Origin of the sequence: Leisingera aquimarina DSM 24565, assembly GCF_000473165.1 — a bacterium.
GTDB lineage: Bacteria > Pseudomonadota > Alphaproteobacteria > Rhodobacterales > Rhodobacteraceae > Leisingera > Leisingera aquimarina.
Genome location: NZ_KI421505.1, coordinates 120,410 through 142,316 on the forward strand (window position 1 = coordinate 120,410; position 21,907 = coordinate 142,316).

The window sequence follows — 21,907 nt, forward strand, 5'->3', positions numbered from 1 at the left end:
TCCGCAGACTGCCGCCGCCTGCGGGTTTTAGAGCAGGAAATGATCCTCGCTCAGGGCAGAGGCCTGCACATCCAGCAGGGTGATCGATCCGTCGTTCCCAAGGTCGATCAGGGCATTGCTGCCGTCCTGCGAGATTGCTCCGGACAGGTCATCAAAGCTGTCAAAGCCAAAGCTTCCGCCTGTCAGATCCAGCAGCTCGCCATCGGCGGAGGTGCTGAAATCGCGGATCACGTCATCGCCGAAACCCTCTTTGAAAACAAAGGTATCCGCGCCGCGGCCGCCCGTCAGCTGGTCATTGCCGGCCCCCCCGGTCAGCACGTCGGCGCCGCGTCCGCCTTCGATACGGTCATTGCCCGAGCCGCCGTCCAGGGTGTCGCGCCCGCGTCCGCCAACGATGCGGTCATTGCCCGCACCACCGTCGGCCAGGTCGCCTCCTTGGCCGCCAAACAGCACATCCGCACCATCGCCGCCGTCCAGGGTATCGGCGCTGCGCTGGCCGCGCAGCAGGTCGTTGCCGCGTCCGCCGTCGATATAGTCGCTGCCTGCACCGCCGGACAGCACATCGGCGCCGCCTTCGGCCAGGTCGACCACGATGCGCAGCAGCTGCTCCTCGCCGCCGTTGCGGGTGAAGTCGCCCTCAACCGGATCCACGATGGTGCCTGCCGCGGTGGTGCCGCCCAGGACATTCACCGGCGTGCCGCCGGGGAGGCCTTCGGAGCCGTTGAAACCCTCGTGCTGGCGGACCACGCCGTTCTCAGCGGTGCCCTGATCGCGGGCGGTCTGGTTCAGGAAGGCAGCACCTTCTTCGGTGTTCACCTCGGTGCCGGCGTCCAGAACGTCGCTGCCGAAGCGTTCGATCACCAGCGGCCCGGCAAAGTTGCCGTCCGCGTCAAAGATGAAGTCCTGCAGCGCATCGTCGGGCGAGGCCAGAAAAGCATCGTTGGAGGGGATAATCATGGTGGCCCAGGTAAAGAAGCCCTGGCCGACCTGATCGGCACTCACATTGAGGGTAAAGCTGGCGCTTTCACCCGGATCGATCGGCCCCGGCGCGCCGCTGCCACCGATGATGGTGGCGTCTACGCCGCCGTCGATGACCTGCTGGTTGAACTCGGCGGCGATGCCTTCGACGCTGCCGTCTTCGGCAATGCGCTCCAGCCCGCCGCTGGCGGCCTCGCCATCCGTCCAGAGGTCAAAGTTTTCGCCGTCGTGGAAGCCGAACCAGACCGGCGTCAGGAAGGTGCCGCCTTCATCCAGGGTGTTGGTCACGGTGACAGTGATTGCCTCGCCATCGCCAATGGCGTCGCCGCGGATCACGTCATTGCCGCCGCCGCCGTTGATGGTGTCGCCGCCAGCGCCCCCGGCCAGCAGGTTGTCGCCAGCATCGCCGTTCAGAACGTCGTTGTTAGACGATCCGGTCAGGTTTTCGATGTTCAGGAGCGTGTCCACAACCGCGCCGTTCGGCCCCTGATAGACCGCGGCGCCGGAATTCAGATCGGCAATCACTGCCGCACCGATATCCTGGAAATCCGCGGTGTCGATGCCGTCGCCGCCGTCGGTGATGTCAGCGCCGCCGCCGCCGCGCAGGATGTCATTGCCAGCGCCGCCCTCCAGCACGTCATTGCCGCCGCGGCCCACCAGCAGGTCGTCGCCGCCGTTGCCGGTCAGGGTGTTGGCGCCGCCGCCGCCGAACAGCTGATCGTCATTGTCCGAACCGTCGAGGTTTTCGAACCCGCTGAAGTTTTCGAACACGGTGGTGGTTTCATTCGGCTGATAAGAGGCGCTGCCGGAGCCGAGGTCGGCGACAACTTCGGCGCCGATATTGATGAAGCTGTTGGTGTCGGTGCCTTCGCCGCCGGTCAGGACATCGGTGCCGCCGCCGCCTGCGATGAAGTCGTCGCCATCGCCGCCGTCAATCGCGTTGGGGGCTGCCCCCAATGCGCGGATGTCATCGTTGTTGGATGAGCCAGTGATGTTTTCGATGCCGGTGAAGTCTTCCTCGATCAGCGGGCCGTTGCCGCCCCCGCCATTATAGGCTGCGGTGCCCGAACCGTCCGCGTTCAGCACCACGGTGACACCGGCGATTGAGGCATCTGCGGCGCCCTGGTTGATATTGGCAAAGGAGTTGGTGTCGATGCCCGCGCCGCCGTCGATGGTGTCCACTCCGCCGCCGCCGCTGAGGATGTCGTTGCCGGAGCCGCCGCGCAGGTCGTCATTCCCCCTGCCGCCTTCCAGTTGATCGCTGCCGCGGCCGCCGCGCAAGACGTCGTCGCCGGAGCCTCCGTCCAAAGTGTCGGCACCCCGGTTGCCGCGCAGGTCGTCGTTTCCGTCACCGCCGTTCAGCTCATCATCGCCGCGGCGTCCGCGCAGGATGTCATCGCCGCCATTGCCGTTCAGCAGATTGGCGCCGTTGTCGCCGCGCAGATCATCGCCGTCATCGGAACCTTCCAGGTTTTCGATGCTGATCAGCGTGTCGGTCTCGACGACTTCATCAAAGATGGTACCGTCATCGGCACCGGCGTCCAGCCCGTTCACGTCGCCGCCTGCATCCTGGACGATATCGGTGATCACCGGGCCGTTCTGCCCGGCGGGGGCGTTGTGCAGGTGGATGGCGCTGACGCCCGCCACCGGCAGCAGATCGGATGCGGCCAGGCCGGTCACCGACAGATCCGAGCTGTAGGTGATGCTGCTGCCGTCGATCACGATCACCACACGGCCCTGACCGGTGGCCTGCGAGTCGCTGGCGCCGTCCGGTTCCTGCGCGGCATCCAGATCGGCAACCAGAGTCAGCGTGCGGACGCCGCCATCGGCGACATCGCTTTCAACCAGCAGCTGGCCGCGGATTTCACCGCCGGGGAAGTCATTGGTGTGAATGTTGTAGTAAAGATTGCCGCCTGCGGCTTGGTCCACAAGATCCGCGGGGGACTGGTCTGTGGTCAGCGACGCCAGCGGCTGATCCACCACCACCACTGCAAAGCCGGTCTCGCGGGTGGCGGTGCCTGTGCGCAGCGCGGCCGCGACCGGCACGTCGATGTCGCGGTAACTCGCGGTGTCCGACCCTGCGCCGCCGTCCAGCGTATCGTCCCCCAAACCGCCGGTCAGGGTGTCATCGCCGCCCAGCCCCTGCAGTTCCTCACTGGCATTTGTCCCGATGAGAGGGTCCGGGCCTTCTGTCCCGGTGATCGGGCCCATGTTGTTCTGTACAGTCATTGTCTTTCCTCCAATTGCACCGGCGCAGCTCCGTTTGCGCGCGGTTGCGATTGAAGCTGTGAGGGGGCGGGAAAAACGCAACGCATCAGATTTGAAGCGCTGCGCGTCATTTGGAAGAAAGCGGAGATTTTCGCGTAAAGTGCTGAGAAGGTGCGGATTTTTTTCAAGTTCACAGCGGCACAAGTAAATTTGAGTGGTGTTACAACGGGGCTGGCAGTAGCTGAAGATAGGCTGTCCTTGCCGCCGCCCTGTTGTTGTCACATGAGATTTCCGGCGTGATGCAAACCGTTTCCGGCCCCAGACCCGCCCCCGTGATGAGCCAGAACTGGGATCTGTTCCGGTTCTTTCTGGCGGCTGCACGGGCGGGCAGTATTGCGCGGGCGGCGGGGCAGCTGGCGGAAAGCCCGGCCACGGTCGGGCGCAAGCTGCGGGAGCTGGAGACGGCACTGTCGGCCACCTTGTTCGACCGCAGCATTTCGGGTGTGGAGCTGACCAGTTGCGGCAGCCGGATCCTGGCCAGCGCCGAGCAGATGGAGCATCAGGCGCGGCTGATCAGCGAGGCGGTGTCCGGCAACGACGGCCAGCTGGCGGGCACGGTCACCGTGGCTGCCCCCAGCGGGCTGGGCCAGACCCTGCTGGCGCCGCAGCTGCGCGAGCTGCACAATTTGCATCCTGAGTTGCGGGTTAAGCTGCTGCTGTCGACCGGCAAGGTGAACCTGCTGAACCGCGAGGCCGACATTGCCGTGCGCATCGGCACCCCCAGCCAGGAGCGGCTGGTGGGCCACAAGCTGGGGGCGGTGGGGTTCGGGATTTATGCTTCATCTCTGTATCTGGACGAGATCGGGGAATTTGAAACCGCGGCGGATCTGGCGGGGCACAACGTCATTGCCGCCTCGGGGGATATGGCGCAGACGGTGCAATGCCAAGAGTTCGCGGGGATCTCAGAGCGTTGCAATGTGGCGCTGACCACGGACAGTATCTTTGCCCAGATGGAGGCGGTGAAAAGCGGGCTGGGGATTGCGCCGTTTCCGAAGTACCTGGGCCGGTCGCATCCGGATCTGGTGGAGCTGCTGCCGGGGCAATTGCAAGCCACGGCGGATCTGTGGCTGCTGATGCATCCCGATACCAGCGGCATGGCACGGATTCAGACGGTGCAGGAATTTGTCACCCGGATTTGCAAGACCGCCCTGGCGGGCAACTGACCGGCTGCGCGTTTGGGCGCTGTTACTTGCCTTTGATCCGGACGGTGTAGGTGGTTCTGGCGCCTGCAGGCGGTGCCGGGAAGGGGGCGGCGCGGCGGACCTGGGCCAGGGCGATGCTGTCGAGCTTGGCGGAGCCGGAGCTTTTGACGATGCTGGCGGCGCGCAGGGCGCCGTTTGCGGCGATGGAGAACTGTACCAGGGCGGCGCCGCGGATATTGACCCGCTGCCGTTTGGCCCGCATCACCCGCCGCAGCACCTGGCCGCGGTAGTTGTCTGCCGCGGCGTTGCCCTGCTGCTTGGCGGTGCCGGGGGCTTGCGTGGCCTGCCCTGCAGGTTTTGCCGCGCGCCCTGCGGCGGTGCCCTGTGCCGCGTTCTGATCGCTGTTGCCGCGCGGGGCGGCTTTGCGGGGTTTGGGCTGGGGTTGCGGGGCGGGGTCCGGTTTTGCCTCGGGCATTGGTTGCTGTGCTGCGGGTTTGGCAGGCTGTTGGGCTGGTGTCTGCACCACGGGCTGCGCCTGACGGGATGGCAGGGCCGGTTTGGTGTTTGGCACGGCGGCGGGCTTTGCTGCTGCGGGAGCAACCGGCTGCCCCGTTTCGGGGGCGGGTTTGTGCGGGGTGTCCTGCACCGGATGTTCCGCCGCAAGGGTATTTTCGGCCTCCACCGGGGTGTCAGTTCCCTGCGCCAGATCGGCAAAGGCAAAGCCGTGTGCCGCCAGGTCGGTTTGGCCGCCTGCCTGCTCGGCCTGTTCGCGGTCTGTCAGAAAGGCAGCGCCTGCGTGGGCGGCGGCGGCGAGGAACAGGGCTGCCGCACCTGCCAGCCGGGAGCGGGGCACTTTCATTGCAGCGCTCTTTCGGAGACGATCAGCACCCGTTTGGCACCGGCGGCGCGCAGGGCGTTGCCCAGTTGCACCAGGTCGCGTGCGGGCAGGTTGCGATCGGGCACGATGCGCAGGGCTTCGCGGTCGTCTTCGGTCAGCGCGGCCACATGGGCGGCGGCGTCCGGCAGTACCTCGCCGCGCAGGGTCAGACGGCCGTCGGCGTGGATCACCAGCGCATCGGGCGGTTCGCGGCCCTCCAGATCCTTTGCCTCGATCAGGGTCAGATCCTTGTCCAGCGGCACCGCCAGGGTGCCGGCGATCATGAAGAAGATCAGCATCAGGAACACGATGTTGATCAAGGCAATTGTTGGCTCCTTCTGCGCGGTGGCGGGCGGTTTGATGCGCATCAGCCCAGCACCAGGGTTTGCAGGCCTTCAACGCGACGCAATTCGGACAGCAGGTCCACCAGCCGCTGAGAGGAGGCGCCGGCGCCGGGGCTGATCAGCACCAGATGGCCGCCGGATTGCGGCTGCAGCCGGATCAGGCCAGCGATCCGCTCCAGATCGGCGGGCTGGCCGTTCAGGGTCAGGCTTTGCGCGCCGAGGGTGACAAACAGCATCTGCTTGCCGTTGCTGTCGGCGCCCTGGCCTGCGGCCATCAGTTCCACCTCGCCGAATTTCGAGAAGGTGGAAGTCAGCATGAAGAACAAGAGGAGCAGGAAGATCACGTCGATCAGCGAGGTCATCGACAGACGTCTGCGTCTGGGACCCTGCAGTTTAACCGTCATGAGCCACCTGCAGGGGCGGGGCGGCCGGGGCAAAGACGGTGCGCAGGGCGCGGTTGGCAAAGACCCGTTCGCGCTGCATCCGGGCGGTCAGCCAGCTGAGCACCAGCGAGGTCGGCATCGCCACTGCCAGACCCGCGGCGGTGGTCAGCAGCGCCACCCAGATGCCGCCGGCCAGCAGCGACGGATCCACCGAGGCACCCGCGGATTGCAGGTTCCGGAATGCCTCGATCATGCCGATGACGGTGCCGAACAGGCCGAGCAACGGCGCCAGCTGGGCCACCATGTCCAGCGTTCCCAGGCCGCGTTCAAGCCGGGAACAACGCTCTTCGGCCTCGGCGTCGGCACGGTCGGCCAGCATTTGGTCCGGGGGGCCGTCCAGCGCCAGCCGCATCACCGGCACCAGATAGGATTTGCTGTGGCTGAGGCTGTGCCGGGCCGCGTCTGCCTCGCCCCGGTCCCAGGCTTCGAGTGCCGCCGCAAGGGCGCGGTGCTGGCCGACCCGTGCCATGCGGTACTGCCAGATCTTGTAGAGCACCAAGGCGCTTGTCAGGACTGAGACCGCCAGCAGCAGCAGCACAACCGGGCCGCCGAGGTTCAGCACCTTGTTCAAGGCGTTCTGCACGATGATCATCCTGCCAGCTCCATCACTTTGGAGCTGAGGCGCAGGCCGCGGCTGCAGGCGCCGTCGGGCAGGCCGTCGCCGGTGCAGGTGCCGGCGCCGTTGATCAGAACCCGGCTGATGCCGTCGCAGGGCTGCGGGAACTGGAACTGCCGCACGCGCAGGCGCCCGGCAGGAAGATCCTGAAAATCAAGAAGTGTCAGCCGCGCGACCTGGCCCTGGGCGCCGAACAGGACGGTTTCATAAACCGCCTGATCGACGTCCTTGGCATGAGTGTTCTGCACCACAAAGGACAGCTTGCAGGCATCGCCCGCCGCCTCAGCCGCGCTGAGCTCGATGGAGATACCCGGTTTGGCGGCATCTTCCGCCGCTGCGCCGTTTGCCGCCAGGGTGGCAGCCAGAAACAGGGATTTCAGGGATTTACGTCCATGTGCCATGTTGCACCTCTTGGGGGGGTTCCGGAGCTTTTCCGTGGGATCAGAAGGTTTTGGCCAGCGTCAGCTTGAAGTTGCGCCCCGCAGCGTCGCGGGAATAGAGGCTGGGCCGGTAGGCGCGGTCAAAGGCGTTCTCAACGCCGAAACGGATCTCGGCGCCTTGCAGCAGACCGGACTGCGGGGTGTAGGTGGCGCGCAGATTGTGGACGCCGTAGCCCGCCACAGCCGTTCCTGCGGCATCAAATCCGGATTTCGCCGCCACCAGTTCCCAGCTGAGATCCAGCGTCTCGCCGATGCGTTTGCCCAGGGTCAGGCGCAGATCGTCCGCCGCCAGGTTGCGCCAGCGCGAGACGGTGCCGGTCAGGAACTCCTCGCCGTCGGGCAGGTTGGCGTTGAGGTCCGCATAAAAGCCGGAGTCCAGCGCATAGCTGGCCTCGATCTCGAACCCGCTGGTGTCGACCTTGTCGAGCGGGACAAAGGCGAAGAAGGGCGGCGTGGGCAGGGAGACGGAACTGACATAGGAGGTGATGTCGCGCAGCCGGCTTTGGTAGTAGTTCACCTTGACCGCCAGGCTGTCGTTTGCAGTGAACACATCCGCCGCCGCATAAGAGGCGCCGATTTCATAGGTGTGCGAGCGTTCGGAAACACCGATGCGGGCGGCATTGTCCAGATCGTCGATCACCGGCAGGTTTTCGGTATAGGCGGCACTGCCGAACAGGGCAAAGCCGGTATCAAACTCATAGCGCAGTGACAGCCCGCCCATCAGCGCCGAGGCGTCGTGGTTTTGCGAGCCGTCATGCGCCTCGATCTCCTGGGACTCATAACGCAGGGCCGGGGTGGCGGTCCAGCGGCCGATAGAGATGTCATCGACAGCAAACACCGCATAGCGTTTGGCGGTGCCGCCCGGCGCGGAGGAAGCATTGAGGCGCTCGCGGCGCGACAGCTCAACTCCGGCGCGCAGGTCGTGGGTGGCAGCGCCGGTGGTGAAATAGCTGCTGTTCTTGACCGTCAGCTTGGTTGTCTCATAGCGGTGGTCGGCGTCCTGGGTGGCGCTGCTGAAGGGGGTTCCCGCCGGGCCGCTGCGGGCGCAGTTCGGATCGGCGCGGACCACGCCGCCGTCGTCGCAAAAGGCGCTGCCAGCGATGTAGGACTGGGTGATTTCCTGATCCGAATAGGTCAGGTTCACGTCCAGATTGACCAGATCATTGCCAACCGGGTTCCACTGGTAGCGGATACCTGCAACCCGGTTATCAATGCGCCGGTCGACCCTGCCAAAGCTGGTGCTGGTGGTGCCGAAACCATCGTAGGGCACGTCTTTTTCGTCGTTTACACTGTCGTTCAGCGAGGCGGTGATGGAATGCTCGCCGGCATCGCCAAAGCTGTATTTGCCCTTGATCAGGTAAGAGGGCGTGCGCGACTGGGTGTTGGCCACCTGGATGCCGCCGCCATTGTCGTATTCGGCGGTATCGCGCAGGGTGTAGTTCAGCAGCAGCTCGAAATTCTCCAGCGGCTGCCAGGCAATGATCGAGGAGGTGGCGAACCCTTCGCCGTTGCTGGTGGCCTGCAGGGTCTGGCGGAAACGCAGGCCGATTTCACCGCCGGTGAAATCCGAGGCGTCCTTGGTATCCAGTTTGACCAGCCCGCCGATGACGCCGGAGCCGTATTCAAAACTGCCGATGGTGCCGCGCAGGACCGAGACCTCTTTGTACAGCTCCGGGTCAGTGAACAGCTGGGTGCCGATGCGGTACAGCTCCTCGGAGCCGGTGGAGGCGCCGTCGACGATCACCTGGACCTTCTGGTCGGTGCCAAAGCTGCTGGTGGCGCCGAAGCCGCGGATGTTGATGCCGGCGCCGCGCGGGGTGTTGCCGTTCACCAGGTTGACGCCGGGCACCGAGTCGATCAGCTCGCCGATGGTGCCGGCCTGGCGGTCGTCGATTTCCTCTTGGGTGATCACGGTCAGCGGCACCGCGGTGCCGGTTTGCACCTCGCGCTTGCCCTGGCCCAGGTCCACCGTGCCCAGGAAATCCGTGTCCTCAATGATATCCTGTGCGGCCAGGCTGCCGGCGCTGGCCATCAGGCCCAGCATTGAAACGGTACTTAGCAGGAGCCACCCGCTTTGCCGTTTCTTGTGGTGTTTCCCCATCTCGCGTCCCTTCGCATCTGTCTGTTCTGTTGAACCGGATGCTTGCGTCGGGGCTGGCGAGGTCGTTGGTTTGATTTTGCGGATTCACAAATTCCGCTTGAGCCTGTTAATAAAGGTGATAGAAACAGTCAACATAAATTAACGCGCCGTAAAATGCGGCGGCCAGCTGCTGCGCGCCTTATCTGCCGCCGTTGCCAGCCCTTTCCAATCTCACAGCTGAAAGGGCTGATATGACTGATATCCCGATGACGCCGGCGGCGATCCGCGCCGCACGTGCTGAGCATTCCGCGCTGCGCGACCGTGATTTTGCCGACCGCATTGGCATCTCCGAAGGCCAGCTGGTGGCGGCCTATGCAGGCGAAGGCGTGACCCGCATCAATCCCGCCCCGGACGGCATCATGCCGCGGCTTGCCGCATTGGGCGAGGTGATGGCGCTGACCCGGAACACCTCCTGCGTGATCGAAAAGGTGGGGGTCTATGACAATTACCGTTCGGGCCAGCATGCATCGATGATCCTGAACGATGCGATTGACCTGCGGCTGTTCCCCAAACATTTCGTCACCGCCTTTGCGGTGGAACGGGAAACGGACAAGGGTGTGAAACGGTCGATCCAGATTTTTGATGCGGCCGGGGATGCGGTGCATAAGGTGCATCTGCGCGATGCCTCGGATCTGTCCGCCTGGGCGCAGCTGGTGGCAGACCTGAAACTGGAGGACCAGAGCCAGGCGCTGGCGGTGGAACCGCGCAAACCGGCGGAGCCGCCCAAGGGCAATCCGGACAAGGCCGATGCGCTGCGCACGGAATGGGCCAGGATGACCGACACCCACCAGTTTATGCGGCTGACTTCAAAGCTGAAGATGAACCGGCTGGGCGCCTATCGGCTTGCCGGTGAGCCGCTGGCGCGGGCGCTGGAGACGGGTGCGGTAAACACCATGCTGCAAGCGGTGCGCGATCAGGGCGTTGAGGTGATGATTTTCGTGGGCAATATGGGCTGCATCGAAATCCACAGCGGCCCGGTGAAAACCCTGCGCGGAATGGGGCCGTGGCAGAATATCCTCGACCCCGGCTTTGACCTGCATCTGCGGCTGGAGCATATTGCCGAGGTCTGGGCGGTCACCAAACCCACCCAGCGCGGCGATGCGGTCTCGGTTGAGGCGTTTGACGCGGCGGGCGGCCTTATCCTGCAGGTCTTTGGCCGCCGGTCAGAGGCCAAGGATCACCGGCCCGAATGGAACGGCATTGTCGAAAGCCTGGCCTCCCTTGCGGCGGCGGAGATGGCCTGATGTCTGTGCTGTCCCGTCTGTATCTGGGGTTGAACCTGGTGATTGCTGCGGCTTTTGCGGGCCATATGGCGCTGGCGGATCCGGCCACCCGCATCGTTTCGGTTGGCGGTTCGGTCACCGAGATCGTCTATGCGCTGGACCAGCAGCACCGGCTGATCGCCCGTGACACAACCTCTGTCTTTCCGGCGGAGGCCCGGCAGCTGCCGGACATCGGCTATCAGCGGGCGCTGGCGCCGGAGGGGGTGCTGTCGGTGGCGCCGGACATGATCCTGGCGATTGAGGGCGCCGGGCCGCCGGAGACGCTGGACGTGCTGAGGGCGGCAGAGGTGGACTACATCAGCGTGCCCGAAGACTTCAGTGCCGAAGGCATCGCCCGCAAGATCCGCACTGTGGGCGCCGCCCTGGGCCGGCAAGACGCGGCTGAGGCGCTGGCCGGGCAGGTGAGCGCGGAAATCGCCGCCGCCCAGGCTGCAGCGGCAAAGGCGGCAGGTGGAGCGCCCCGGACGGTGCTGTTTGTGCTGTCCACCCAGGGCGGGCGCATCATGGCAGGCGGTGCGGACACGGCGGCGGACAGCATTATCCGGCTGGCGGGCGGAGCGAATGCGGTGACGGGGTTTGCAGGTTACAAGCCGATGGGCGACGAGGCCATTGCCCAAGCCGCACCGGAGGTGATCCTGATGATGGACCGCGGCGGCGATCATGGCATCCGCACCGAAGATTTGCTGGCGATCCCGGCAATCCAGCCCACCCCGGCGGCGCAGAATGGTGCAATCGTGCGGATGAACGGGCTGCATCTGATTGGTTTCGGCCCGCGCACGGCCTCGGCGATCACAGAATTGAACCAGGCGCTTTATGGCGGGGGAGGCTGATATGTCCTTGGCCATTGATGCACCTGCTGCCGCGGGACCTGGGACAGACCGCCGGGTGCAGGCGCGGCGGTTGACCGTGGTGCTGGCCGCCCTGCTGGCGGGGATGTCCGTGTTTTCGCTGGCTTGGGGCGCCTCGGGCACCTCGCTGTGGGGGGCGCTTGGCGATCTGGCGGCGGGCCGCGAGCTGAGCCGTCTGGACCGGATCATCCTGTTTGATATCCGGCTGCCGCGCCTGGTGCTGGGGGTTCTGGTGGGGGCAGCGCTGGCGGTGTCTGGCGCGCTGCTGCAGGGGCTGTTCCGCAACCCGCTGGCAGACCCTGCCATCGTGGGTGTCAGCGCCGGGGCCGGTCTGGCGGCGATGGCTGCGATTGTGCTGGGCACGGCGCTGCCTGCCGCGGTTCAGCAGGCGGCGGGCAGCTATCTGGTGTCCATTGCCGCGTTTTTCGGCAGCTGGATCGCCATTCTGGTGCTTTACCGGATTTCCACCCGCGGCGGCCGGACCTCGGTTGCGACCATGCTGCTGGCGGGCATTGCCATCAGCGCGCTGGCCAATGCGGGCACCGGCATGATCACCTTTATGGCCGATGACAGCCAGCTGCGGGACCTGACGTTTTGGAACATGGGATCGCTGGCCGGCGCCACCTGGGCCAAGGTTTTTGCCGCCGCCCCGGTGATCTGGCTGGCGCTGCTGGCGGCGCCGTTTCTGGCCCGCGGGCTGAACGGGCTGGCCCTGGGCGAGGCTGCTGCAGGCCACACAGGCATTCCGGTGCAGCGGGTGAAGAACACTGCCATTCTGACGGTTGCGGCCGCCACCGGCGCGGCGGTGGCGGTGTCCGGCGGCATCGGCTTTGTCGGCATTGTGGTGCCGCATCTGCTGCGCCTGGCCACCGGGCCGGACCACCACAGCCTGCTGCCCAACGCGGGTTTGCTGGGGGCCTCGCTGCTGCTGGCGGCGGACATGATCTCACGCGTGGCAGTTGCGCCGGCGGAGCTGCCCATCGGCATCATCACGGCGGTGCTGGGCGCGCCGTTCTTTCTGTGGATCCTGCTGCGCCGTTTCGGCAGCATGGGCATTTAGGGGGCCGCGATGCAGGCATATGATATCCGGGTCACGCTTGGCCGCCGCGCCATCCTGAAGGGGGTGGATTTTGAGGCCCGCCCCGGCGAGGTCACCGCCATTGCGGGGCCGAATGGATCGGGCAAGACCACGCTGCTGCGGGCGATGACCGGCGAGGTGCCGTTCTCTGGACGGGTGCTGCTGAACGGGCACGATACCGCCGCCATGAAACCCTGGCAGCTGGCCGCCATCCGCGCGGTGCAGCCGCAATCCGCCGCCATCGCCTTTCCCTTTACGGTGCTGGAGATCGTCCGCCTTGGCCTGCGCGCCGGGCTGGCGGCAGCGGACAGCGATCTGCCGTTGCGCGCGCTGGCACAGGTGGATCTGGCCGGTTTTGCGCACCGGTTCTATCAGGATCTGTCGGGCGGCGAGCAGCAGCGGGTGCAGCTGGCCCGGGTGATGGTGCAGGTCTGGGAGCCGGTGAGGGACGGCGTGCCGCGCTGGCTGATCCTGGACGAGCCGGTGGCCAGTCTGGACATCGGCCATCAGTTCACGGTGATGGATCTGGCGCGCAGCTATGCGGCACGCGGCGGCGGCGTGGTGGCGGTGATGCATGATCTGAACCTCACCGCGATGTTTGCCGACCGGATCACGCTGGTCCATGCAGGCCGGGTGGCCGCGGACGGCGTGCCGGCGGAGGTGCTGACCCATGACACCCTGGCGCAGGTCTATGGCTGTCCGGTTCCGGTGAACCGGGTGCCGCCCGCTGGTGTGCCCTACCTGCTGCCGCAGGCGCGCGCGGTTTGAGGCAGAGGGTGCTGGGACAAGGGGGGAGGGCAGGGCGCTTGAGGGCGGGGGAAGCAATCTCTGTCTGGCCAGCATCCGGCCAACGGGCTATTGGAGCGGGCATGACTGACACTCTGCCTCCGTGCCCCGAATGCGCCTCTGCCTATACCTATCAGGTGGACGCCCTGCTGATCTGTCCTGAATGCGCGCATGAATGGGCGGCGGAGGCGGCTGACGGCAAGGCCGCCGAAGTGCGCGACAGCGTCGGCAACCTGCTGGCTGACGGCGACACGGTGACGGTCATCAAGGACCTGAAACTGAAGGGGACGTCTTCGGTTATCAAGGTTGGCACCAAGGTCAGGGGCATCCGGCTGGTCGATGGCGATCACGACATTGATTGCAAGGTGCCGGGGGTCGGTCCGATCGGCCTGAAGTCCCAGTTTGTAAAGAAGGTCTCCGGCTAAGGAGTTTGCCGGCGGGCCTTGCCCTGCCATTGCAGGAAGGCGTTGAACAGCTGCTGCTGGGTGCTGATGCCGAGTTTGGCATAGGCATTTTTGCGGTGGGTTTTGACTGTCGGCAGAGCAATCCCCAGGGTCAGGCTGATCGACAGGCTGGAATGCCCCTTAAGGATCAGCTGCACGGTCTCTGCCTCGCGCGGGGACAGGGTGCTTCGGGCGAAGTCCTGCAGTGTCCGGTCCGGTTCTGCCGGGACCGGGCTGTCCGTATGGTGGGACCAAAGCTGGCGGAAGGCAGCCGCAAACAGCGGCAGGAAGGGGCGCAGCCGGGCCAGCAGGCTGTCGGGAAAACCGCCGTCGGCGGCGGGCCGGGCAAAGCTGATTTCGCCCATGGCCCCCTCTGGCAGCGCCACTAGCAGGGTGAGTTCCTGCAGCCCGGCGGGCCAGCCGGGGGTGCGGTAGCCGATTTCCTCGGTGTCTTCGACCAGAATGCTGGGAGTTTCAGGGGAGAGGTTCCAATTGTCGGGCGCCAGGTCCGCCATCCGGTACAGCCCCGGCGGCAGCCCGTCGAGGATTGCGTTATAGACCGGGTTCAGCAGATAGGTGCTGCCGGCATAAAGCTGCACCGCATCTTTGGCGGTGCCTTCGGGATAGGTGTCGCACAAGTAAACCGGGCGCCGGCCCTTGCGGTTGACCACGCAGAAGGCGGCGGTGAAGGGCAGCAGATGGCCCGCGGCGGCGATCAGATCCGGCGCGCTGCCGTGACCGTCGATGACGCTGGCCAATGCCTGGGCCGCCCCTGCGATGTCAGTGCCTTGGAATTCCACAGTCGCCTCCCGGTCCGGGCGCCATAGCACGGCCGGGCGCGCGGCGCATCATCCTTGGGGATGATGGCAAGGAGCGGGAAGGCAGCCTAGGGTCCGGGGTGGCGGCCGTGCCTGAGCATAAGGAGCAACCCCATGCATATAGATCCCTTTGGCGTTGAAATCTGGATGAACGAATGGGAGACCAAATGCGAATGGAACCTGGCCGAGACCTGCGTTGAAAGCCTGACTATCGCAGAGCTGCTGCAGCTGGCGGGCAAGACCCGCGCAGACCTGTCTGACCTCCTGGGCATGAAGATGACCTATGGCGCCATTGAGGGCTCGGACCGGCTGCGGCGCGCCATTGCGGCGCTGTACACGCGGCAGGAGGTGGCAAACACCATCGTCACCCATGGCACCATCGGCGCCAATATGCTGGTGCATAAGGCGCTGGTGTCGCGCGGCGACCGCGTGGTGGCGGTGGTGCCAACGTATCAGCAGCATTATTCGATCCCGGCCAGCATCGGCGCCGATGTGCATCAGCTGCAATTGCGCGAGGAAGACGGATTTCTGCCGGATCTTGATGCGCTGCGCGCTCTGGTCACGCCAAGCACAAAACTGATTGCCATCAACAATCCTAACAATCCCACCGGCGCGCTGATGGACCGGGAGATGCTGGAGGAGATCACCGCCATTGTCCGTGCGGCCGGCGCCTGGATCCTGTGCGACGAGGTTTACCGCGGCACCGATCAGGAGGGGAACGGCATGACCGCCTCGATCGCGGATATCTATGAAAAGGGGGTTTCGACGGCGGGCATGTCCAAAGCCTATTCCCTGGCGGGGCTGCGGCTGGGCTGGATTGCGGCGCCGCGGGAGGTAATTGAGGCGGTGTCCATTCACCGCGATTACGACACCATTTCCGTGGGTATGATCGACGACCATTTTGCCGCGCTGGCGCTGGAGAGCCGCGATCAGGTGCTGGGGCGCAGCCAGCGCATCACCCGCGGCAATCTGGCAATTCTGGCAGGCTGGGTGGATCAGGAGCCGCGGATGTCCTGGGTAAAGCCGCGCTCGGGTACCACGGCGTTGCTGAAATACGATCTGCCGATGACGTCGCGCGAGTTCTGCGTGGCGCTGCTGCAACAGACGGGGGTGATGTTCACACCAGGGTCGGCCCTGGGCATGGAGGGGTATGTCCGCATTGGCTACGCCAACGGGCCGGAGATCCTGAAAGAAGGCCTGGCGCGGGTGTCGGCGTTTCTGGCGGCGCAAGGCTAGGGCGCAGAGGGCCGGCAGTTTGAACGCCGGCCTCCTGCCAGGTTCTGCACGGCGGTTCAGCCGTGGGTGCGGGTTTTTTGCGGGTCGTAAACCGGGCTGCTGGTTACCGTCGCGGTGGTTTTCAGGGTTTCGCTGGCGACGTTCAGAACACTACCGGTGGCAATGCCGGGGCGGATATGGGCCAGCGCCAGGGATTTGCCCAGCCGGTGCGAATAGCAGGGGCTGTTGATCACGCCGATGTCTTCGCCGTCCAGAGACAGTGTCTCGCCGCCCTCAACCATGTCCGGGTGATCGATATCGAGGCAGACATTGCCGATCCTCGCAGCACCCTTTGCCGCCATCACCGCGTCTTTGCCGCGGAAATCGCCCTTGGACGCGCTGACGGTGAAGCCCAGGCCAACCTCCCAGGGAGTGTTGTCCGCGGTCATGTCGTAGCCATAAAACAGCAGCCCGGCCTCGATCCGCACCTTGTCCAGCGCGGTGAAGGAGCAGGGCATCACACCGGCCGCCGCCAGCTGGTCCCAGATGTCGGTGATCACGGCGGCGCCGGCAAAGATCTCATAGCCGCGCTCGCCGGAATAGCCGGTGCGTGAAATCCGGCAGGGATGGCCGAACAGGGTGGCCGGGGTGTGCTCGAAATACTGCAGTGCGGCGAGGTCGGTGTCGCAGTGGGCGTTCAGGATCTCCAGCGCTGACGGGCCCTGCACCGAGACGTCATGCAGGTCGTCGGTGAATTCCAGGAACACGTCGCGGCCTTCAGCGGAGGCTTCAAGCAGCGCCATGGTATCGCCGGAGCCATGCACGATCATCCACTCGCCGCCGCCGTTGTTCGATACGATGGCGTCGTCTGCAATGCCGCCGGCCTCAGTCAGAACGCACAGGTAGGCTGCCTTGCCGGGCGTGACTTTGCTAAGGTCGCGGGTGGTCAGGTGGTCCAGTACGGCCTGCGCATCAGAGCCGCGGACAAAGACCTTTTTCAGCGGTGACATGTCGAACATGCCCGCCCGCTCGCGCACCGCGTCGTGTTCGTCGTTGGGGTCGGAGCTGTAGCTCCAGGCGGTGCCCATGCCGTTCCAGTCCTCCAACCCCGATCCAAGGGCGGTGTGGCGGGAGGCAAGCGCCGATGTGCGGCTGAGTTCTTCGGTCATTCGGGGGTCCCTTTCTAATACCATTCGTCGGGCATGGCGGCTTTGCGGTCCGCCACGAAGTTGTTCAGGGCCGAGCGGGTGCTGTTCGGCATCGGCGGCGGCTGATACTCCGCCAGCATCTGCTGCCAGCGTGCTGTTGCGCGTTCGTCCGCAGTCTGGCGGCCGTTTTCGTCCCATGTCTCGTAGGGGCCGGCATCGGGGATCTGCGGCTCATAATTGGCGGTGGTGTAATGGCGCAGGGTGTGGCTGGTGGAGAGAAAGTTCTCGCCCGGCCCGGCCTCGCCGTAGGCGTCGCGGCCAAAATCCTCGTCCTCCACCGTGAAGCCCTGCAGCATCTTCAGCATCGCGCCGCAGTGGTCGAGGTCCATAATGAACTTCTCATAGGACATCACCAGCCCGCCTTCGAGCCAGCCCGCCGCATGCCAGACCTGATGGCCGCCCGACAGCAGCGTCGCCCACATTGCCCCGGTGCTGTCCTGCATCGCCTGGCCGTCGGGCGCGTTTGAAGCGGTGACCTGGCCGCCGCCCGACCGCACCGGCACCCCCAGCCGGCGGCCCAGCTGGGTGATTGCCATGGTGGCGAGATTCGCCTCGGGCGAGCCGAAGGTCAGCGCGCCGCTGCGCAGGTTCATCGAGGAATGGAAGCTGCCGAACACCACCGGGCAGCCGGGGCGCACCAGCTGGGTGAGGGCAATGCCTGCCATCGCTTCGGCCAGGGTCTGCGCCGCAACGGCAGCGGGGGAGAGCGGCCCCATGGCGCCGGCAAAGATCGCGGGGGAGATACAGACGCATTGATTGGCTGCTGCGTAGATGCGCAGGGCGCCGGACATGGTTTCGTCATAGATCAGCGGCGAGTTGACGTTGATATTGGCCTGCATCACCGCGTGGCGGTCCAGGAAGCCGGCGCCAAAGGCCAACCGCGCCATATCAATGCTGTCCTGCGCGCCCTGAGCTGAGGTGACGCCGCCCATGAACGGTTTGTCCGACAGGGTGAGATGCGCCAGCACCATGTCGAGATGGCGTTTGTTCACCGGCACGTCCGTCGGCTCTACCACGGTGCCGCCGGAATGGTGCAGCGCGGGGGACAGATGAGATAGCTTCACGAAGTTCACGAAATCCGCCAGCGTGGCATAGCGGCGGCCCTGCGCCAGATCGCTGACAAAGGGGGAGCCATAGCCCGGCATCAGCACGAGGTTATCGCCGCCCAGGGTGACCGTGCGGGCAGGGTTCCGCCCATGCAGCTGAAACTCGGCGGGGGCGGTGGCGCAGAGCTGCCGGGCATGGCCCGGCGCAAAGCGGACGCGGGGGCCATCAACCTGCGCGCCGGCCTCAGCCAGCAGCCCGAGGGCAATACCGTCGCCGCGGAATTCAACCCCGATATGCTCCAGGATCCAATCCGCCTGGGCCTCGATCCGGGCCAGTGCAGTATCCTCCAGCAGATCATAGGCGGGAATGTTGCGGCGCTGGTAGATAGGTGTTGCCTGAGGTGCATTGTGCCGGGTCAGCCGCCCCCGGCGCGACCGGCCGCGCTGGGTGATATGCGTATCAGCGTTCATATTTCCCAACTTGAAGCCTCCCGAGTGAATATTCCGGGGTCTATATTTTAGGAATCTGCGCGTCCGGCAATCGATTTTATTTGTGCGCTGCGTTCAGGAAATTTATACGCTTGCCTTATGTCTGTAGAATTCCGCCACCACGACAGCCTGCGGCTGTTTGTTGAAATCGCCCGCCACCGCAGTTTTTCAGATGCCGCCGGGGCGCTGAACATGACCAAGGGCGCGGTCAGCTATCAGGTCAAAACGTTGGAGGCAGAGCTGGGGTTTGCCCTGTTCCAGCGCAATGCCCGCGGGGTGGAGATCACCGCCGCAGGGCAGAAGCTGCTGGCCGCCTGTCAAAGCCATTACGAGGATATCGAGGCCGGGGTTCTGGCGCTGAAAGGCGTCTCCAGCCGCACGCTGACGGTAGGTGTTTCAACCTATTTTGCCGCCCGCTGGCTGTCGCCGCGGCTGATGTCGTTCATGCAGGAGCACCCGGATATTCAGCTGCGCCTGCAGCCGATGATCCGGCTGTTCGATCTGGAGGCGCAAGGCGTGGATATCGCAATCCGCTGGGGCAGCGGCCATTGGGAGGACGGGGAGATCACCCCGTTTCTGCCTTGTCCGGCCTATCCCGTTGGCAATGCGGCGGCGCTGGAACAAGTGGCGCGGCAGGGCATAGCACAGGCGGTTTCCAGCATGACGCTGCTGCGCGACCACGATGACAGCAACGCCTGGACCCACTGGCGGCAGGTGGCCGGGCTGCCGCAGCAGGCGCGCCGGGATGCGTTGATCATCCCCGACCCCAACGTGCGGGTGCAGGCGGTCATCGACGGGCAGGGGATTGCGCTGATGGACGCGCTGATTGCGCGCGAACTGGAAGAGGCCAAGCTGTTCCGCCTGTCGGAACAGGCTTTGACGGACTATGGCTACTTCCTGGTGCGTCCGCGGCAAAGCAGGCTGCAGACCAGCGTCAAGGCTTTTGCCGATTGGCTGCAAAGCCAGTAGCGGTTGCGGCCCCGGGTGGCGATTGTTGCCTGCTGCAAACGAAGCAGCGGTTGATACGTGCTATGCAAATCTGGGACGGCAGGCATAGCCAAGGGATGGTTGCCGTTTTGCCGCTTGTCGCGCTTGCCGCTGGGTTCACCCCTTTATAAACTGCCGCGTTGGCATCTTTGCAGCAGATCGGTCACCGGAGTCGAACTGTGGTTGAAGAAATCCGGGCCCCCTAAACCCACCTCTCCGATCTGGTCAACCCGGCGCATGTCAGCAGCTTCGAGCGGCTGAAGGGCAAAAATGCCTACCATATTGAGATCCCCGGCCTGGCCAAAATTTCGGTGTCACGCGCGGATATGCATCTTGTGCGGCAAGTCGCGACAATCGACATAATTTCTGATGCTTAAGGCGTGGATGCAAACAATCTTCTAGCTGCCCAAGCTAAGGCAGGATTGTTCCTTGATGTGAGCCAGCACTACCAGATCAGTTCTCTGCCTCCGGCTGGCAGGACGGCTGCGGAATGCCCGCAAACCACGGGGGCTCACATCCATGACCTTACACATCTGTTTCGTTGAAAAGATGTGGCAGTGCTCTTCGATGAATCTAAATCTCATGGCCTTTGGCTCGCGAAGAACTGTGTTGCCTTCCTAAGAAACAGCCCATTCCCCTGGCATAGGCGCCAAGGCATAACCAAGTGTCTTGGCGCGGCGTTGGAGGTTGGAGAGCACACGTTGCCGATGTCGTTCGTCGTAGGCAGCCGCCCCCTGATCTTGATAGGTCATGCCATAGCGGATGGCGTTGTAGAACAAGACTGCGATCTTCCTTGCCGTGGCCGTCACTGCCTTCTGTTTGCCGATCCGTGCCGAGAGGCGTCGATAGAACGCACCCAAGGCCGTGTCACTTCGGCCAATCGTGACGGCTGCCAGACGCAGGAGCGCAGCCGCGCGGCTTGAAGATCTGCGTGTCCGTGAGGACATCAATTTACCACCCGATATTTTGTTGCCCGGGGCCAGACAAAGCCACGATGTGAAGTGCTTGGCGCTCTTCCAGGCGCGCAGGTCCGTGCCGCATTCGGCCACCAGCTTCAGAGCCAGCGATGGCCCGAGGCCGTGGATCTGCGTCAGATCTGTGCCCAACACCCCATATAGCGCAGCCCGCACATCAAAGGACGGGGCATTGTGCTGCTTGCCCCTGATCCGTGCCTTGGGCAGTGGAACCAGATCACCATCCGCCCGGACCGTCAGCGCTCCAACAGCTGCCTCCAGCCTGCGATCGCAGGCCTCGATCTGCGCTTTGTAGAAGTCGTAAAGTTCCAGCGACTGTGTCAGAGCAAAGACGTGTTCGTCACGATCGTTGCCGACCAGTGCGGCCTTGATCATGTCCACAGAAGATTTGCAGCGGATGTCCCGAAACGCGGCGAGAACTTCCGGGTCACGCTCACCATCGACGATGGCGCGGATGATCCGCATGCCCGTCGCGCCTGTGATGTCGGAGACGACATGATGCAGCTGCAGGTTCATCTCCATCAACGCCTTTTGCATGTGTTGAATATGCGCGGCGGCGTACTCAATGAGCCGTTCCCGTTGGCGCATGTAAGCCCGCAGCGTGGCGATCTCGGCCTCAGGCCGGAAGCTGCCGCGGAGCAACCCATAAGAGTGCAACTGGCGCAGCCATCCGGCATCGCTGACGTCGGTTTTGCGACCCGGTACATTCTTGGCATAGCGGGCATTGACGAGGATGACCTCGAAGCCGTGCTCTTCCAGGATCTCGAAGGCCGGTATCCAGTAGACGCCGGTCGATTCCATCGCCACAGTGGTGATACCGCACGACCGAAACCAGGCGGCGAGATCGTGCAGGTCCTGGGTGAACGTCCCGAAGGCACGCACCGGCATGGTGCCAGTGTCCGGGTTCACAGCTGCCATGTGCATGGTCGAACCGATGTCAATCGCCGCCGCATTGGGACTGACCATCTTCAAATCCGGGTGGTCAACGGTATTAACCTTTGTCATGGCATCTCCTCCGTTCCAGGCGAAGGGCGTGGGCCATGCAAGTTCGTCATCTTCCTAACCGGGATCGCCGCAACGGCGGCGTCACCACTCTCAAGTGCGCATCAGCCCATGTGCCACGTTTTTTAACGGGGTCTGACCTCCAATAAGCCATCGGCAACTACCCTTCGCGCAAAACGTAGCACAAGCTGTTGCTACCGCGCACAGGCGGGCAGCGGCCCGGAACGGTTTTTTTAAGATCTCCCTCTCCTCCTTGAGAATGCGGTTCTCGCGTCGAAGCCGTTCATTCTCGCGGGCAAGGTCCAAGTCTTTGTCCGGCACCACTTCCGTATCGCGGTGCGTCGTGATCCACTTGTTCAGCGTCGATACGCCAATGAGCGGCCCCGCTTGAGTGGTCCAAGTTGAAAGTTAGTGCATGGTTGGCCTTTGGTCTACCGGAACAATGGCCTCTGGAGCCGGTGGGCGGTAGCCCAGAGCACTGT

19 protein-coding genes and 2 pseudogenes are annotated in these 21,907 nt (G+C 64.5%); 8 read left to right on the forward strand and 13 right to left on the reverse strand.

All coding sequences use genetic code 11. The features are described from left to right. Positions 1-27: 27 nt before the first annotated feature. The gene (locus AQUI_RS0125865) at positions 28-3,207 is read right to left on the reverse strand and encodes a spondin domain-containing protein (RefSeq protein WP_027260091.1); all 3,180 of its coding nucleotides are present in this window, start codon (positions 3,205-3,207) and stop codon (positions 28-30) included. 278 nt (positions 3,208-3,485) lie between these two features. Here AQUI_RS0125865 and AQUI_RS0125870 point away from each other — a divergent pair, with 278 nt between their 5' ends. Next, positions 3,486-4,409: a LysR family transcriptional regulator gene (locus tag AQUI_RS0125870; RefSeq protein WP_156916945.1), complete on the forward strand. Its 924-nt coding sequence runs from the start codon at positions 3,486-3,488 to the stop codon at positions 4,407-4,409. 22 nt (positions 4,410-4,431) lie between these two features. Here AQUI_RS0125870 and AQUI_RS0125875 read toward each other — a convergent pair whose 3' ends face one another. The 6 genes from AQUI_RS0125875 to AQUI_RS0125900 are packed head-to-tail and all read right to left on the reverse strand — an operon-like array spanning position 4,432 to position 9,209. Beyond that, entirely contained in the window at positions 4,432-5,247 is an 816-nt protein-coding gene (locus tag AQUI_RS0125875; protein ID WP_051372066.1) for an energy transducer TonB, read from the reverse strand. Then, the gene (locus AQUI_RS0125880; RefSeq protein ID WP_027260094.1) at positions 5,244-5,633 is read right to left on the reverse strand and encodes an ExbD/TolR family protein; all 390 of its coding nucleotides are present in this window, start codon (positions 5,631-5,633) and stop codon (positions 5,244-5,246) included. Before AQUI_RS0125880 ends, AQUI_RS0125875 begins: the two co-directional genes overlap by 4 nt. Then, complete coding sequence (locus AQUI_RS0125885; protein WP_245596999.1) at positions 5,633-6,013, reverse strand: ExbD/TolR family protein; 381 nt, start codon at positions 6,011-6,013, stop codon at positions 5,633-5,635. Before AQUI_RS0125885 ends, AQUI_RS0125880 begins: the two co-directional genes overlap by 1 nt. Then, the gene (locus AQUI_RS0125890) at positions 6,003-6,644 is read right to left on the reverse strand and encodes a MotA/TolQ/ExbB proton channel family protein (protein WP_027260096.1); all 642 of its coding nucleotides are present in this window, start codon (positions 6,642-6,644) and stop codon (positions 6,003-6,005) included. The genes AQUI_RS0125885 and AQUI_RS0125890 overlap by 11 nt, the downstream gene beginning before the upstream one ends. Next, the gene (locus AQUI_RS0125895; protein ID WP_027260097.1) at positions 6,641-7,069 is read right to left on the reverse strand and encodes a hypothetical protein; all 429 of its coding nucleotides are present in this window, start codon (positions 7,067-7,069) and stop codon (positions 6,641-6,643) included. The genes AQUI_RS0125890 and AQUI_RS0125895 overlap by 4 nt, the downstream gene beginning before the upstream one ends. Positions 7,070-7,109: 40 nt before the next feature. After that, positions 7,110-9,209 carry a TonB-dependent receptor domain-containing protein gene (locus AQUI_RS0125900; protein ID WP_027260098.1) on the reverse strand — a complete coding sequence of 700 codons (2,100 nt, stop codon included), beginning with the start codon at positions 9,207-9,209 and terminating at the stop codon, positions 7,110-7,112. 230 nt (positions 9,210-9,439) lie between these two features. Here AQUI_RS0125900 and AQUI_RS0125905 point away from each other — a divergent pair, with 230 nt between their 5' ends. The 5 genes from AQUI_RS0125905 (at position 9,440) to AQUI_RS0125925 (ending at position 13,668) form a co-directional block, all read left to right on the forward strand. Beyond that, positions 9,440-10,492, forward strand: coding sequence for a hemin-degrading factor (locus tag AQUI_RS0125905; protein ID WP_027260099.1), 1,053 nt, complete (start codon positions 9,440-9,442; stop codon positions 10,490-10,492). After that, on the forward strand, positions 10,492-11,361 hold the full coding sequence (locus AQUI_RS0125910) for a heme/hemin ABC transporter substrate-binding protein (RefSeq protein WP_027260100.1): 870 nt from the start codon (positions 10,492-10,494) through the stop codon (positions 11,359-11,361). Before AQUI_RS0125905 ends, AQUI_RS0125910 begins: the two co-directional genes overlap by 1 nt. Position 11,362: 1 nt before the next feature. Continuing rightward, positions 11,363-12,439 (forward strand): FecCD family ABC transporter permease, encoded by a 1,077-nt coding sequence (locus tag AQUI_RS0125915; protein ID WP_051372071.1) that lies wholly within the window; start codon positions 11,363-11,365, stop codon positions 12,437-12,439. Positions 12,440-12,448: 9 nt separating this feature from the next. Beyond that, positions 12,449-13,225 carry a heme ABC transporter ATP-binding protein gene (locus AQUI_RS0125920; protein WP_027260102.1) on the forward strand — a complete coding sequence of 259 codons (777 nt, stop codon included), beginning with the start codon at positions 12,449-12,451 and terminating at the stop codon, positions 13,223-13,225. Positions 13,226-13,326: 101 nt separating this feature from the next. Then, the gene (locus tag AQUI_RS0125925; protein ID WP_027260103.1) at positions 13,327-13,668 is read left to right on the forward strand and encodes a zinc ribbon domain-containing protein YjdM; all 342 of its coding nucleotides are present in this window, start codon (positions 13,327-13,329) and stop codon (positions 13,666-13,668) included. Here AQUI_RS0125925 and AQUI_RS0125930 read toward each other — a convergent pair. Then, complete coding sequence (locus AQUI_RS0125930; RefSeq protein ID WP_027260104.1) at positions 13,665-14,486, reverse strand: helix-turn-helix transcriptional regulator; 822 nt, start codon at positions 14,484-14,486, stop codon at positions 13,665-13,667. The genes AQUI_RS0125925 and AQUI_RS0125930 overlap by 4 nt on opposite strands. Before the next feature lie 132 nt (positions 14,487-14,618). Here AQUI_RS0125930 and AQUI_RS0125935 point away from each other — a divergent pair, with 132 nt between their 5' ends. Then, positions 14,619-15,740, forward strand: coding sequence for an aminotransferase (locus AQUI_RS0125935; RefSeq protein ID WP_027260105.1), 1,122 nt, complete (start codon positions 14,619-14,621; stop codon positions 15,738-15,740). A gap of 56 nt (positions 15,741-15,796) precedes the next feature. On the opposite strand, the gene AQUI_RS0125940 is transcribed toward AQUI_RS0125935, so the two are convergent. Together AQUI_RS0125940 and AQUI_RS0125945 are read right to left on the reverse strand one after the other, a co-directional pair. Next, positions 15,797-16,888, reverse strand: coding sequence for an aminomethyl transferase family protein (locus AQUI_RS0125940; protein ID WP_027260106.1), 1,092 nt, complete (start codon positions 16,886-16,888; stop codon positions 15,797-15,799). A gap of 14 nt (positions 16,889-16,902) precedes the next feature. Continuing rightward, the gene (locus tag AQUI_RS0125945; RefSeq protein WP_027260107.1) at positions 16,903-18,444 is read right to left on the reverse strand and encodes a trimethylamine methyltransferase family protein; all 1,542 of its coding nucleotides are present in this window, start codon (positions 18,442-18,444) and stop codon (positions 16,903-16,905) included. A gap of 117 nt (positions 18,445-18,561) precedes the next feature. On the opposite strand from AQUI_RS0125945, the gene AQUI_RS0125950 reads away from it, so the two are divergent. Then, positions 18,562-19,431 (forward strand): LysR substrate-binding domain-containing protein, encoded by an 870-nt coding sequence (locus AQUI_RS0125950; protein WP_027260108.1) that lies wholly within the window; start codon positions 18,562-18,564, stop codon positions 19,429-19,431. A gap of 419 nt (positions 19,432-19,850) precedes the next feature. On the opposite strand, the pseudogene AQUI_RS30420 reads toward AQUI_RS0125950, so the two are convergent. From AQUI_RS30420 to AQUI_RS30425, 3 genes and pseudogenes are all read right to left on the reverse strand, one after another. Next, positions 19,851-20,066: pseudogene (locus AQUI_RS30420) on the reverse strand (IS3 family transposase); the annotation flags it as partial. Next, complete coding sequence (locus AQUI_RS0125955; RefSeq protein WP_051372067.1) at positions 20,067-21,428, reverse strand: IS110 family RNA-guided transposase; 1,362 nt, start codon at positions 21,426-21,428, stop codon at positions 20,067-20,069. It abuts the pseudogene before it with no gap. 225 nt (positions 21,429-21,653) lie between these two features. Further along, positions 21,654-21,800, reverse strand: a pseudogene (locus AQUI_RS30425) (IS3 family transposase); the annotation flags it as partial. Positions 21,801-21,907 lie beyond the last annotated feature (107 nt).